This is a genomic window from Cupriavidus sp. GW821-FHT07C08 (assembly GCF_059419025.1).
This window is the reverse complement of sequence record NZ_JBWKQZ010000020.1, coordinates 94,865-108,091: the sequence shown is the minus strand read 5'-3', so window position 1 is coordinate 108,091 and position 13,227 is coordinate 94,865. Positions and strand designations below refer to the sequence as shown.

Genomic DNA, 13,227 nt, shown 5'->3' with positions numbered 1-13,227 from the left:
CGGAGCGTCCATGACCGACAAGATCCAACGCGGCACCCCGTCTACCGATGAACCTACCGGGAACGACGACGCACTGAAGGAAGTGTGCGTCGCCTCGGCCACGGTCCATCGCGGCAAGTTCCTTACCCTCAAGCAAGACATCGTCAGGCTGCCGGACGGCAAGCAGACCGGGCGCGAGTACGTGGTCCATCCGGGCGCGGTGATGATGATCCCGCTGTTCAATGACGGCACCGTGCTGATGGAGCGCCAGTTCCGCTATCCGATCGGCGAAGTGATGCTGGAATTCCCTGCCGGCAAGCTCGATCCGGAAGAGGGCGCGCAGCGCTGCGGCGAACGCGAGCTGCTGGAGGAGACTGGCTACAGCGCGGCGCGCTGGGACTACCTGACGCGCATCCACCCGGTTATCTCTTATTCCACCGAGTTCATCGACGTCTTCCTGGCGCGCGACCTGACGCATGGCGAGGCGCAGCTCGACGACGGCGAGTTCATCGAAACCTTCATCGCGCCGGTGGGGCAGGTGATCGACTGGGTCCGCAGCGGCCGCATCACCGACGTAAAAACCATTATCGGCGCGTTCTGGCTGGAAAAAGTGATCTCGGGTGCCTGGCAACCGGGCGAACAGCCCCTGCCGCATTACGCCGTATAGTGAGTGGTGAGCCGCGTGGATTCTGCGCCATGCGGTTGTTCACGAACGGTCGTTCTAAAAAATTTAGCACGACCGTTCACAAAATTTCGATTCGCGGATAATATAGCTTTTGACGGGCTGGAAAGATCATGAAGGTGCTCGACCTGCGCTGCGCGCATGACCATGGTTTCGAGGGCTGGTTTGCCTCGGAAGAAGATGCGCAGTCGCAAATCTCGCGTGACCTCGTCCAATGCCCGGTCTGTGGCGACCACGCCGTGACGCGGCTGCCCAGCGCGCCGCGCCTGAACCTGTCGGGCGCGACCGCGCGCGAAGGCGGCGCCAGGCCGGCGCAGCCGGCTGCCGCACCGGCGACACTGCAAGCGCTCTATATGAAGGCGGTGAAGCAGGTGCTGGCACAGACCGAGGACGTTGGCGATCGCTTTGCCGAAGAGGCAAGGCGCATGCACTATGACGAGGCGCCGGAACGCGGCATTCGCGGTTCGGCCTCGGCGGAGGAGGTGCAGGCGCTGGCCGAAGAGGGCATCGAGACTTTCCCGCTCGTGGTGCCGGATGCGCTGAAGCAGACGGCTCACTGAATTGCGTCTTGTGCCCGTTGCTGTCGGCGCTTGACGTGCAGGCAGAACAACCGCCGGCGGCCCCACGCCAAGCCGGCACCACTGGAGACGGGCATGGATCTCAATTACTCGGCGTCCGACAACGCCTTCCGCGAGGAAGTGCGTAGCTGGCTCGAAGCCAACTTGCCGGCGGACATCCGCAGCAAGATTCTCAACCACCGCCGTCCGAACCGCGACGACCTGGTGCGCTGGCACAAGATCCTGGCCGGCAAGGGCTGGTCGGCACCGCACTGGCCCGTCCAGTACGGCGGCACCGGCTGGAACGCCACCCAGCGCCATATCTGGGATGAAGAGAATGCCCGCGTCGGCGCGCCCGGCGTGCTGCCGTTCGGCGTGGCGATGGTCGCGCCCGTGATCATGAAGTACGGCAGCGAGGCGCAAAAGTCATACTACCTGCCGCGCATCCTGGACTGCACCGACTGGTGGTGCCAGGGCTATTCGGAGCCGGGCTCGGGTTCGGACCTGGCGTCGGTGAAGACCCGTGCCGAGCTGACTTCGGACGGCAAGCACTACATCGTCAACGGCCAGAAGACCTGGACCACGCTCGGCCAGCACGCCGACATGATCTTCTGCCTGGTGCGCACCGATCCCGAAGCCAAGAAGCAAGAGGGCATTTCGTTCCTGCTGATCGACATGAAGACCCCGGGCATCACCGTGCGCCCGATCATCATGCTCGACGAAGAGCATGAAGTGAACGAAGTCTTCTTCGACAACGTCAAGGTGCCGGTCGAGAACCGCGTCGGCGATGAGAATAAGGGCTGGACCTACGCCAAGTACCTGCTGGGCCACGAGCGCACCGGCATCGCCCGCGTGGGCAACTCCAAGCGCGAGCTGGGCTTCCTCAAGCGCGTGGCGCGCCAGCAGCAGAAGAACGGCAAGCCGCTGCTGGAAGACCCGGTGTTCGGCGCCAAGGTGGCCGCGCTGGAAATCGAACTGATGGCGCTCGAAATCACCGTGCTACGCGTGGTTTCGAGCGAAGCGGCAGGCAAGGGCCCCGGCCCCGAGGCCTCGATGCTCAAGATCAAGGGCACCGAGATCCAGCAGATGCTGACCGAGCTGATGGTCGAGGCCGTCGGCCCGTACGCCCAGCCGTTCGACACCGCCTACCTGGAGTGCGAGACCGAGCACGCCGTGACCGGCTACGACGACGCCGCGCCGCTGGCCGCGTACTACTTCAACTATCGCAAGACCTCCATCTATGGCGGGTCCAACGAAATTCAGAAGAACATCATCAGCCAGATGATTCTGGGGCTGTGAGGAGACACGCAACATGAACTTCAATCTCAGCGACGAACAGAAGCAGCTGGCCGACGCCGTCCGCCGTTTCATCGACAAGGACTACGGCTTCGAGTCCCGCAAGAAGAACTACGAAAGCGCCGCCGGCTACGGCGACGCCGCCTGGGGCTCGCTGGTCGAGCTCGGCCTGACCGCGCTGCCGGTGCCGGAAGCGCAGGGCGGGTTCGCGGGCAAGGCCCTGGACATGATGGTGGTGCAACAGGAACTGGGCCGCGGCCTGATCGTGGAGCCGTACCTGGCCACGGTGGTCGGCGCCTACGCCCTGGGCCTGGCCGGTGGCCAGGACGCACTGCTGGAACAGGTCGCCGGCGGCGAGCTGAAGCTGGCCGTGGCCTTCAACGAGCCGCAGGCGCGCTATGAGCTGAACAACGTGCGCGTCACCGCCCGCGACGGCAAGCTCAGCGGCCGCAAGGTCGTGGTGGTGCATGGCGGCCAGGCCGACAAGCTGATCGTGTCGGCCCGCAGCAGCGGTGCTGAAGCCGACCGGGACGGCATCTCGCTGTTCCTGGTGGATGCGAAGGGCGCCGGCGTCAGCATCAAGGACTACCGTACCATCGACAACCTGCGCGCGGCCGACATCACCTTCCAGGATGCCCCCGCGCAACTGCTGGGCGAAGCCGGGAAGGCCTTCCCGGTGATCGAGCAAGTGGCCGACTACGCCGCCGTGCTGCTGTGCGCCGAGGCTGTGGGCGTGATGGATACGCTCAACGCCGCCACGCTGGAATACGCCAAGACGCGCCAGCAGTTCGGCCAGCCGATCGCGCGCTTCCAGGCGCTGCAGCACCGCATGGTGGAGATGTTCATCCATGCCGAGCAGTCGCGCTCGATCACGCTGCTCGCCGCTGCCCGCTTCGAGGAAGCGTCGCCGGAAGAGCGCCGCCGCTATGTCTCCGCCGCCAAGGCACGCGTGGGGCAGGCAGCGCGCACGGTCGGCCAGGAGGCAGTGCAGATCCATGGCGGCATGGGCGTGACCAACGAACTGCCGGCCGCGCACATGTTCAAGCGGCTGACGCTGATCAACACCACCTTCGGTGACGTGGATCACCACCTTGGCAGGTTTGCTGCCCAGCCCGGGTTCCAGGAAGCTGCCTGATCCTGCCCGTCCAGTCAAAACCGCGCTGTAGTCCAGGCGCGGTTTTTTTCTTTGGAGACCGTTAGGGGCGGGTTCGGCAAATACGGACGCCAGCCCCCGGCGGCCATGCGATCATTGCCTGGACAAAGTGCCCTGGCGCCAATCACTACAGAGAGACAACCGATGCTGTATTTCGAGGACTTTGAAGTCGGCAGCCGCCGCGAACTGGGTTCGTACCTCGTCACCGAGGAAGAGATCCTGGCTTTTGCACGCCAGTACGATCCGCAGCCGTTCCATATCGACAAGGAGGCCGCTGCCAGGAGCATCTATGGCGGCCTGATCTCGAGCGGCTGGATGACGTGCTCGATCATGATGCGGCTGCTGGTGCTGAGCAGCACCGGCAAGTCAGCCAGCATGGGCTCGCCTGGTGTGGATGAGATTCGCTGGCTCAAGCCCGTCTATGCCGGCGACACGCTCAGCGTCGTGCTGAATGTGCTCGATACCCGGCCGTCGCAGTCCAAGCCGGACCGCGGCGTGGTCCACACCCAGTGGGAAGCCACCAACCAGCGCGGTGAACTGGTCTGCACCGTCAAGGGCATGGGCATGTACGGCCGCCGGCCCGCCTGAGAACACTCAACCCACCATCGAGGAGACAACCGACATGCGCACCATCGCATCGCTTGAAGAACTGGAAGGCCTGCAGGGCCAGGAAGTCGCGGTCAGCGACTGGATCGAGGTGACGCAGCAGCAGGTCAACCAGTTTGCCGATGCCACCGGCGACCACCAGTGGATCCACATCGACGTGGAGCGCGCAAAGAAGGAGTCGCCCTATGGCGGCCCGATCGCCCACGGCTTCCTGACGCTGTCGCTGCTGCCCAAGTTCATGCACAACGCGCTGCATATGCCATCGAAGATCGGCGTCAACTACGGCCTGAACCGCGTGCGCTTCACGGCACCTGTGCCGGTAGGCAGCAAACTGCGGGCACGAATCAAGCTGCTCAAGGTCGATCGGCTCGATCCGCTGCCGAAGTCTCCTGAACTGGTGGGCGCTCAGTCCACCTGGGAAGTGACGATCGAGCGCGAGGGCAGCGACCGTCCGGTGTGCGTGGCGGAGTCGATTTCGCGCCGATATGGATGAACTGCGGCTTGATACTCGCCAAGGGTTCTGATGCAGTGCGACAATATGCCACATAGTGTTGTCGCACCCCGAAAAGCCGCGCATGCGCGGCTTTCTGCATATTCAAAGCCGAATTTGTGCGCTTGACGCCGGTCAATGCACGGAAAGCCATTCTCGAGGTCGATTGTCCGATAAAACGGACACTGTGTTTTGTGCCGTTGGGTTTACCCCTAATGTTGCGTTGCGGTACAGTCGCGCCCACGATGTTTTACGTGTTGCGCTCCCCGGCCGAAAACCGCGCTTGCCATAAAGGCAAGTCCGTCGGGAAGTGCAAAAACCTCGTATTCCAACGCTACCCGGCCGCTGTACTGAGCCGGGACCGTTCGCGGTTTCGGCCAGGTGCCGCAGCGCCGGCAAGGTCCTACAGGGCCTGCAGCGCACGCAGTCAGTTGTCCTTCCGTGTTCATGGCGTTGCAAGGCCGCATGGTCCCTCGGCGATCGATCCGCCGCCCGACCGCAACGCCAGCTAAGGACACGTCCTTCCGGTTTTCCCTCAGCCCCACGCCTCTTGCGCGAGCATCAGGCGGTTTAGCCACGCTTTTGCCCGAAGCGCGGTGTAACCAAACCAGTCGTGACATGAAGAAACCCATACTGCCGCGTTGGACGCGGTTCCTGCCTTGCCTTGGCCTGCTCCTGCTCGCCGGCTGCAACATGACGCTACTCGACCCGAAAGGGCAGGTCGGCGTCGACATCAAGAACATCATCCTGATCGCTACGTGGCTCATGCTGCTGGTGGTGCTGCCGGTGATCGTGCTCACGCTGGTGTTCGCCTGGAAGTACCGCGCGTCCAATACCACGGCGCGCTATGAGCCGGACTGGTCGCACTCCACCGCGATCGAAGTGGTGGTATGGCTGATCCCCTGCCTGATCATCATTGCGCTGGGCATCATCACCTGGAAGTCCTCGCACGATCTGGACCCGTACAAGCCGCTTGAATCCAGCAAGAAGCCGGTCACCGTCGAGGTGGTGGCGCTGAACTGGAAGTGGCTGTTCATCTATCCGGAACTGAAGATCGCCACGGTCAACCAGATCGCCTTCCCGGTCGACACCCCGGTGAACTTCAAGATCACCTCGGATTCGATCATGAATTCGTTCTTCATCCCGCAACTGGGCAGCCAGGTGTACGCCATGGCAGGGATGGAGACCAAGCTCCACCTGATCGCCAACGAAGCCGGCTCTTACGACGGCGTGTCCGCCAACTACAGCGGCGGCGGCTTTTCGGGCATGAAGTTCAAGGCGATGGCCATGTCGAACTACGAGTTCGACCAGTGGGTCGCCAAGGTTCGCGCCTCGTCCACCGAACTGGGCGTTGAAGGCTACAAGACGCTGGCACAACCCAGCGAGAAGGAGCCGGTCACGTACTACGGCAAGGTGGAAGACCAGCTCTTCCGCAACATCCTGCACAAGTACATGGACCACAGCGGCACGGCTGTCGCCGCCGACGGGTTCAAGGGCGGCCCGATCTGCACGTCGCGCAACACCCTCGGTGAAGAGCAGCTGTCGATGACCACGCCGGCCAAGCTGGCGCTGGGCGCGCAATCCTAGGAGCAATGATGTTTGGCAAGTTGAGTTTGTCGGCGATTCCGTTTCATGAGCCGATCATCATGGTCGTTCTGGCCGGCGTCGCCCTGGGCGGTGCCGCGCTGCTAGGCGCGATCACCTATTTCAAGAAGTGGGGCTACCTCTGGAACGAGTGGTTCACCTCGGTCGACCACAAGAAGATCGGCGTGATGTACTGCCTGGTCGCCCTGATCATGCTGCTGCGCGGCTTTTCCGACGCGATCATGATGCGCGCCCAGCTGGCGCTCGCCACCAATGGCGCGACCGGCGTGCTGCCGCCTGAGCACTACGACCAGATCTTCACCGCCCACGGCGTGATCATGATCTTCTTCGTGGCCATGCCGCTCATGACCGGCCTGATGAACCTGGTCGTGCCGCTGCAGATCGGCGCGCGCGACGTGGCCTTCCCGTTCCTGAACACGCTCTCGTTCTGGCTGTTCGTGGCGGGCGCCATGCTGGTCAATATCTCGCTGGGCGTCGGTGAATTCGCCAAGACCGGCTGGCTGGCCTACCCGCCGCTGTCGGGCCTGGACTTCAGCCCGGGCGTGGGCGTGGACTACTACCTGTGGAGCTTGCAGATCTCAGGCCTGGGCACGCTGCTGACCGGCGTGAACTTCCTGGTGACGATCCTGCGCATGCGCGCCCCGGGCATGACCCTGATGCGCATGCCGGTGTTCACCTGGACCGCGCTGTGCACCAACGTGCTGATCGTGGCCGCCTTCCCGGTGCTGACCGTGACCCTGGCGCTGCTGGGCCTGGACCGCTACTTCGGCATGCACTTCTTCACGAACGATGGTGGCGGCAACGCCATGATGTACGTGAACCTGATCTGGATCTGGGGCCACCCCGAGGTGTACATCCTGATCCTGCCGGCGTTCGGCATCTTCTCTGAAGTGATCGCCACGTTCTCGGGCAAGAAGCTGTTCGGCTACAAGGGCATGGTGTACGCGACCGCCGCCATCATGGTGCTGTCGTTCATCGTGTGGCTGCACCACTTCTTCACGATGGGTTCGGGCGCCAACGTCAACGCGTTCTTCGGCATCACCACCATGATCATCTCCATCCCGACCGGGGTGAAGATCTTCAACTGGCTGTTCACCATGTACCGCGGCCGGGTCCAGATGACCACGCCGGTGCTGTGGACGCTGGGCTTCATGATCACCTTCGTGATCGGCGGCATGACCGGCGTGCTGATGGCCGTGCCGGCTGCTGACTTCGTGCTGCACAACAGCCTGTTCCTGATCGCCCACTTCCACAACGTGATCATCGGCGGCGTGCTGTTCGGCTACCTGGCCGGCATCACCTACTGGTGGCCGAAGGCGTTCGGCTTCAAGCTGAACGAGCGCCTGGGCAAGTACGCCTTCTGGTGCTGGCTGGTGGGCTTCTACTTCGCCTTCATGCCGCTGTACGTGCTGGGCCTGATGGGCATGACCCGCCGCCTGAACCACACCGACAACCCGGCCTGGACGCCGTGGCTGTACCTGGCCGTGGTCGGCGTGGTGTTCGTGGCGCTGGGCATCTTCTTCCAGGTGCTGCAGATCGTGGTGTCGATCCGCGACCGCAAGAAGCTGGCCGACGTGACCGGCGACCCGTGGGGCGGCCGCACCCTGGAGTGGGCCACTTCGTCGCCGCCGCCGTTCTACAACTTCGCGCACACCCCGGTGGTGCGTGACCTGGACGCGTTTGCCGACATGAAGGCCCGTGGCGAGACCCTGCCGACCGAAGGCTACGAGAAGATCCACATGCCCAAGAACACGGGCGCGGGCTTCATCATCGGCGCCTTCAGCCTGGTGTTCGGCTTTGCCCTGACCTGGCATATCTGGTGGATGGCCGCGGTTGGCCTGGTGGGCATGATCTGGGCGTTCATCCACCGCAGCAACGACGACCACATCGACTACTACGTGCCGGCCACCGAGGTCGAGCAGATCGAAACGCGCCAACTGCAGCGCATTGCTTCGCAAGCCTGAGAACCATGTCGACTCAAGTCCTAGACCGCATCCCCGCGCAGGCAGGCGCCTCGGCTCACGCCGACGCGCACGGCCATGACCATGCGCACCACGATACCAGTGCCAATACGGTGTATGGCTTCTGGATCTATCTGATGAGCGACTGCATCATCTTCGCCGGACTGTTCGCGGCCTTCGCCGTGCTGCGCGGCGAACTGGCAGGCGGCCCGTCGGCGAAGGAGCTGTTCGAGCTCAATTACGTGCTGGTGGAGACCTTCATCCTGCTGTTCTCCTCGATCACGTACGGCATGGCAATGATCTCGCTGCAGAACCGCAGCCTGAGCCGCGTGCAGGTATGGCTCGGCGTCACGTTCCTGCTGGGCCTGGCCTTCATGGCGATGGAAATCAACGAGTTTCATCACCTGATCGCCGAAGGTGCCGGCCCGGGCCGCAGCGCGTTCCTGTCGTCGTTCTTCACCCTGGTCGGCACCCACGGCCTGCACGTTGCCAGCGGCATGCTGTGGATGATCGTGCTGATGTGGCAACTGTCGAAGAAGGGCATCACCCCGACCCTGACCAAGCGCCTGACCTGCCTGTCGCTGTTCTGGCACTTCCTGGACGTGGTCTGGATCGGCGTGTTTACCGTGGTCTACCTGATGGGACATCTGTGATGGCACAACACAACGCACCGGCGGCGCACGGCGCCCACGACTCGCACGATTCGCACGCGGGCCACGACACCCACGCCAGCTTCAAGTCGTACGCGATCGGCTTCATCCTGGCGGTGATCCTGACCGTGATCCCGTTCAAGCTCGTGATGGACGGCAGCATGGACAAGGGCACCATCCTCTGGATCATCCTCGGCATGGCCGTGGTCCAGATGCTGGTCCACCTGAAGTACTTCCTGCACCTGGACACGTCGTCCGGGCAGCGCAGCAACGTGATCGCGCTGCTGTTCACCGCGCTGATCCTGGTGATCGTGGTGGCGGGTTCGCTGTGGATCATGCACAACCTGAACGCCAACATGATGGTGATGTAAGGACTGGCGTCCTGGCATCGCAAAAGGGGCCCCTCGCGGGGCCCCTTTTTTCATTGGCGTGACCGATTGATTTCCGGATCAGGGCTTGAACGTATCCCCCAGCACCACGCCTTCACGGCGCGGATCGGCGCCGCCCACCAGCGCGGTCGAGCCGCCGACGGTGGTGCGGATGATCGCGCTCAGTCCGCTGGACTGCGCCGCGGTGTTCACGGTGTGGCCCAGGTTGCGCAGGCCCTTGACCAGCGGGTCGTTGTCGCCCGGCAGGCCGCCGGCCGGCGTGCTGGTGTCGACATTGGGATGTTCGCCGCCGACGATCATGGCCGAGCCGGCGCCGTTGGAGCCGCCGAAGTCGATCATCGATACCGCCTGCTGCGCGTCCATGCCCCAGTCCAGCGACGCCACCAGGGTCTTGGCCACGTACTGGATGATGGTGGCGCCGCCCGGCGAACCGGTGGTCATGTAGAAGTCCCCGCGCGAGCCGTCGGCATTGCGCTTGAACACCAGCGTCGGCGCCATCGAGCTGCGCGGGCGCTTGCCCGGCTGCAGGCGGTTGGCCACCAGCACGCCGCCGGGGGCGGGATCGGCATTGAAGTCGGTCAGCTGGTTGTTGAGCAGGAAGCCGTTGGTCATGTGGTACGAGCCCAGGCCAGCCTCGATGGTGGTGGTCATCGACACCACGTTGCCGTACTTGTCATGCAGCGACAGGTGGGTGGTGCCGTGCTCTTCCACCATGGAAGGCGTCAGCGGCACGTCGCCAAGGTTGCCCGCCGCCACCGGCGTGGTCATCGAGCCGACCGTGCTGATCAGGTCGGCGCGCTGGCGCAGGTAGGGCTTGTTCACCATGCTTTCCCAGCTGCCGCCCGGCAGGCCGATGAAGTCGGTGTCGGCCACGTACTTGTTGCGGTCGGCATAGGCCAGGTGGCCGGCTTCGCCCAGCAGGTGCGCGCCCAGCACGCTGGGCCGGCCGCCGTTCTTGTCGACCAGGGTGGGCGCATAGCGCGACATCTCGTAGTTCTCGACGATGCCCAGGATCTGCGCCACCGCGATGCCGCCGGACGATGGCGGCGGCATGCCGCACACCTCGTACTGGCGATAGGTTGTGCATACCGGCTTGCGCTTCTTGGCCTGGTAGTTGGCCAGGTCGCTCAGCGTGGTAACGCCAGCCGTGGTGTTGCCGTCGTAGGTGGTCTGGATCTTGTCGACGATGGCCTGCGCGATCGGACCGTTCTTGTAGAAGGCGTCCGCGCCGCCGGCGGCAACGGCGGTGAACACATTGGCCAGCGCGGGATTCCTGATGATGGTGTTGACCGCGCGCGGCGTGCCGTCGGCATTCAGGAAGTAGGCGGCCATCTCGGGGTCGCGCTTGATGTTGGCAATGGTCGTGGTGCCCGAGATCGCGGAGGCCATGCGTGGAGGGATCGCGAAGCCGTCGGTGGCCAGCTTGATGGCAGGGGTGAACAGGTCCTTCCACGCGGTCTTGCCATGCTCGCCGTGAGCCAGTTCCAGCACGCGCAGCGTGCCGGGCGTACCGATGGAGCGGCCGCTGCGTACGGCGTTGGGGGCGGGCGTCGTCTGGTCCGCCGCGGACTTCCAGCGCAGGTAGTTCTCGTCGGCGCCCGCGGGGGCCATCTCGCGGCCGTCATAGGCCGTGACCTGTTTTGTCGCGGCGTCGTAATACATGATGAAGGTGCCGCCGCCGATGCCGGATGATTGCGGTTCCACCAGGTTCAGCACCATCTGCGCTGCGACTGCGGCATCGACCGCGGTGCCGCCGGCCTTCAGCACGTCGCACGCTGCCTTGGTGGACACCGGGTTGTTGGTCACCGCCATATAGGTCTTGCTGTAGGCCGTGGACTTGGGCGCATAGCCGGTGGCCTGCTCCGGCGCGTTGGGATCGCCCGGCAGCACCACGGCTTCGCCGCCGGTGGTGCCGTCCAGTTCGCAGCCGCTGGCGGGCGTGACCGGAGGCGGGTTGGTGGCGACCGGCGTATCGTCGCCGCCGCAGGCGCCCAGCGTCAGCGCCAGCGCGGCCAGCGCCAGGGTGCCCAGGCGCAGCGGCGAGAACGGATTGGATAGCGTTGGTTGTGGTGGAACGGCAAATGACGAAGCTTGTGACGAGGCAGGACTGACAGTGCGCGGCATGATTATTCCTCTTCTTATGTTGGCCCGAAGTCTTGGTGTCGATCCGGCGCTCCCCCTTGCCGCTCGCGACGGCCGCGCCCGTCACGGGATCGGCAGCGGCTGATAAGCAACTTAAGCCGCGCGCCCTGTTGCCTTAATCGCTGGATATACCGATTTACAGCTATCCGGATTCGAGTTAAGCGCATGCTTAACAAACAAGATCGATTCTGGCGCATGGCGGTACCCCATGCGTGCCAATGCCGGGCGCCATGCACCGCCTCTGCGCGCGTTTGCCTGGGCGCACTGTCTCAGTGCTACCCAGTCGTGCACGGCCATGGTGCGCATACGCGGCCTGTGTCCGGATCAGCCATACAGGCCACCTGCGACGGGGTGAAAGCCGGCGGTACCCCATGGCACGCTAGTTGCAGAAGCATCACCCGGGGAGCGTAGTCCCTGACCAACACCATAAACGGGAGCTGCAAAATGCAACGACGTGACATGCTGAAGTTGTCGGCGATAGCCGCCGCGGCGATGATCGGTACCAGCCCGCTGGCGCTGGCGCAGTCCAAGGAGCCGATCAAGGTCGGCATCCTGCATTCGTTGTCCGGGACCATGGCCATTTCGGAGACGTCGCTGAAGGACGTGGCCCTGATGACCATTGATGAGATCAACAAGAGCGGCGGCGTGCTGGGGCGCAAGCTGGAGCCGGTGGTGGTGGACCCCGCCTCGAACTGGCCGCTGTTCGCGGAAAAGGCGCGCCAGCTGATCACCAAGGACAAGGTCGCGGTGACCTTCGGCTGCTGGACTTCGGTGTCGCGCAAGTCGGTGCTCCCGGTCTATGAGGAACTGAACTCGCTGCTGTTCTACCCGGTGCAGTATGAAGGCGAAGAGATGTCGAAGAACGTCTTCTACACCGGTGCAGCGCCCAACCAGCAGGCGATCCCGGCGGTGGAATACCTGATGAGCAAGGAAGGCGGCGGCGCTAAGCGCTTCTACCTGCTGGGCACGGACTACGTCTACCCGCGCACCACCAACAAGATCCTGCGCGCCTTCCTGAAGAGCAAGGGCGTGGCCGACAAGGACATCGAAGAGGTCTACACCCCGTTCGGCCACAGCGACTACCAGACCATCGTCGCCAATATCAAGAAGTTCTCGCAGGGCGGCAAGACCGCGGTGATCTCCACCATCAACGGCGACTCCAACGTGCCGTTCTACAAGGAGCTGGGCAACGCCGGGCTGAAGGCCAAGGACGTGCCGGTGGTGGCGTTCTCGGTGGGTGAAGAGGAACTGCGCGGCATCGATACCAAGCCGCTGGTGGGCCACCTGGCCGCATGGAACTACTTCATGTCGGTCAAGAACCCCGAGAACGACGCCTTCCGCAAGCAGTGGGCGGCATGGGTCAAGGCCAACAACCTGCCCGGCGGCGACAAGCGCGTGACCAATGACCCGATGGAAGCCACCTACGTCGGCATCCACATGTGGGCGCAGGCCGTGAAGAAGGCCGGCACCACCGATACCAACAAGGTGCGTGCGGCCATGTACGGCCAGACCTTCAAGGCTCCGGACGGCTTCACCCTGACCATGGGCGAGAACCACCACCTGTACAAGCCGGTGATGATCGGCGAAGTGAAGGGCGATGGCCAGTTCTCGGTGGTGTGGAAGACGCCGAAGGCGGTGCGTGCGCAGCCGTGGAGCCCGTTCATCGCGGGTAATGAAGGCAAGCCGGACAAGGTGATGTAAGCGGACGCCAGTCCGG

12 protein-coding genes are annotated in these 13,227 nt (G+C 63.9%); 11 read left to right on the top strand and 1 reads right to left on the bottom strand.

Annotated features, from left to right (window positions below):
* Positions 1 to 10 precede the first annotated feature (10 nt).
* From AC07UK_RS23765 to cyoD, 10 genes are all read left to right on the top strand, one after another.
* Positions 11 to 646 (top strand): NUDIX domain-containing protein, encoded by a 636-nt coding sequence (locus AC07UK_RS23765; RefSeq protein WP_436221145.1) that lies wholly within the window; start codon positions 11 to 13, stop codon positions 644 to 646.
* A 128-nt stretch (positions 647 to 774) separates the two neighbouring features.
* Positions 775 to 1,221, top strand: a complete 447-nt coding sequence (locus tag AC07UK_RS23760; protein WP_436221146.1) for a DUF1178 family protein — start codon at positions 775 to 777, stop codon at positions 1,219 to 1,221.
* A gap of 93 nt (positions 1,222 to 1,314) precedes the next feature.
* On the top strand, positions 1,315 to 2,517 hold the full coding sequence (locus tag AC07UK_RS23755; RefSeq protein WP_494686337.1) for an acyl-CoA dehydrogenase family protein: 1,203 nt from the start codon (positions 1,315 to 1,317) through the stop codon (positions 2,515 to 2,517).
* Between the two features lie 13 nt (positions 2,518 to 2,530).
* Positions 2,531 to 3,649 (top strand): acyl-CoA dehydrogenase family protein, encoded by a 1,119-nt coding sequence (locus AC07UK_RS23750; protein WP_494686336.1) that lies wholly within the window; start codon positions 2,531 to 2,533, stop codon positions 3,647 to 3,649.
* Between the two features lie 162 nt (positions 3,650 to 3,811).
* Positions 3,812 to 4,255, top strand: a complete 444-nt coding sequence (locus tag AC07UK_RS23745; protein WP_436221149.1) for a MaoC family dehydratase — start codon at positions 3,812 to 3,814, stop codon at positions 4,253 to 4,255.
* 34 nt (positions 4,256 to 4,289) lie between these two features.
* The gene (locus AC07UK_RS23740) at positions 4,290 to 4,766 is read left to right on the top strand and encodes a MaoC family dehydratase (RefSeq protein WP_013956031.1); all 477 of its coding nucleotides are present in this window, start codon (positions 4,290 to 4,292) and stop codon (positions 4,764 to 4,766) included.
* A gap of 615 nt (positions 4,767 to 5,381) precedes the next feature.
* The gene (gene cyoA, locus AC07UK_RS23735; RefSeq protein ID WP_436221150.1) at positions 5,382 to 6,350 is read left to right on the top strand and encodes a ubiquinol oxidase subunit II; all 969 of its coding nucleotides are present in this window, start codon (positions 5,382 to 5,384) and stop codon (positions 6,348 to 6,350) included.
* An 8-nt stretch (positions 6,351 to 6,358) separates the two neighbouring features.
* Positions 6,359 to 8,332, top strand: coding sequence for a cytochrome o ubiquinol oxidase subunit I (cyoB, locus tag AC07UK_RS23730; RefSeq protein ID WP_494686344.1), 1,974 nt, complete (start codon positions 6,359 to 6,361; stop codon positions 8,330 to 8,332).
* A 5-nt stretch (positions 8,333 to 8,337) separates the two neighbouring features.
* Positions 8,338 to 8,982, top strand: coding sequence for a cytochrome o ubiquinol oxidase subunit III (gene cyoC / locus AC07UK_RS23725; RefSeq protein WP_013956034.1), 645 nt, complete (start codon positions 8,338 to 8,340; stop codon positions 8,980 to 8,982).
* A complete protein-coding gene (gene cyoD, locus AC07UK_RS23720; protein WP_114134029.1) occupies positions 8,982 to 9,350 on the top strand; it encodes a cytochrome o ubiquinol oxidase subunit IV in 369 nt (122 codons plus the stop codon). The genes cyoC and cyoD overlap by 1 nt, the downstream gene beginning before the upstream one ends.
* Before the next feature lie 78 nt (positions 9,351 to 9,428).
* On the opposite strand, the gene AC07UK_RS23715 is transcribed toward cyoD, so the two are convergent.
* Entirely contained in the window at positions 9,429 to 11,492 is a 2,064-nt protein-coding gene (locus AC07UK_RS23715) for a gamma-glutamyltransferase family protein (protein ID WP_494686335.1), read from the bottom strand.
* A 462-nt stretch (positions 11,493 to 11,954) separates the two neighbouring features.
* On the opposite strand from AC07UK_RS23715, the gene urtA reads away from it, so the two are divergent.
* Positions 11,955 to 13,211, top strand: coding sequence for an urea ABC transporter substrate-binding protein (urtA, locus tag AC07UK_RS23710; protein ID WP_436221152.1), 1,257 nt, complete (start codon positions 11,955 to 11,957; stop codon positions 13,209 to 13,211).
* Positions 13,212 to 13,227: the final 16 nt, after the last annotated feature.

Excerpts from the sequence above, each read along its gene's own strand:
- AC07UK_RS23765 (WP_436221145.1), top strand. The coding sequence starts at position 11 with ATGACCGACAAGATCCAACGCGGCACCCCGTCTACCGATGAACCTACC.
- AC07UK_RS23760 (WP_436221146.1), top strand. The coding sequence starts at position 775 with ATGAAGGTGCTCGACCTGCGCTGCGCGCATGACCATGGTTTCGAGGGC.
- AC07UK_RS23755 (WP_494686337.1), top strand. The coding sequence starts at position 1,315 with ATGGATCTCAATTACTCGGCGTCCGACAACGCCTTCCGCGAGGAAGTG.
- AC07UK_RS23750 (WP_494686336.1), top strand. The coding sequence starts at position 2,531 with ATGAACTTCAATCTCAGCGACGAACAGAAGCAGCTGGCCGACGCCGTC.
- AC07UK_RS23745 (WP_436221149.1), top strand. The coding sequence starts at position 3,812 with ATGCTGTATTTCGAGGACTTTGAAGTCGGCAGCCGCCGCGAACTGGGT.
- AC07UK_RS23740 (WP_013956031.1), top strand. The coding sequence starts at position 4,290 with ATGCGCACCATCGCATCGCTTGAAGAACTGGAAGGCCTGCAGGGCCAG.
- cyoA (WP_436221150.1), top strand. The coding sequence starts at position 5,382 with ATGAAGAAACCCATACTGCCGCGTTGGACGCGGTTCCTGCCTTGCCTT.
- cyoB (WP_494686344.1), top strand. The coding sequence starts at position 6,359 with ATGTTTGGCAAGTTGAGTTTGTCGGCGATTCCGTTTCATGAGCCGATC.
- cyoC (WP_013956034.1), top strand. The coding sequence starts at position 8,338 with ATGTCGACTCAAGTCCTAGACCGCATCCCCGCGCAGGCAGGCGCCTCG.
- cyoD (WP_114134029.1), top strand. The coding sequence starts at position 8,982 with ATGGCACAACACAACGCACCGGCGGCGCACGGCGCCCACGACTCGCAC.
- AC07UK_RS23715 (WP_494686335.1), bottom strand. The coding sequence starts at position 11,492 with ATGCCGCGCACTGTCAGTCCTGCCTCGTCACAAGCTTCGTCATTTGCC.
- urtA (WP_436221152.1), top strand. The coding sequence starts at position 11,955 with ATGCAACGACGTGACATGCTGAAGTTGTCGGCGATAGCCGCCGCGGCG.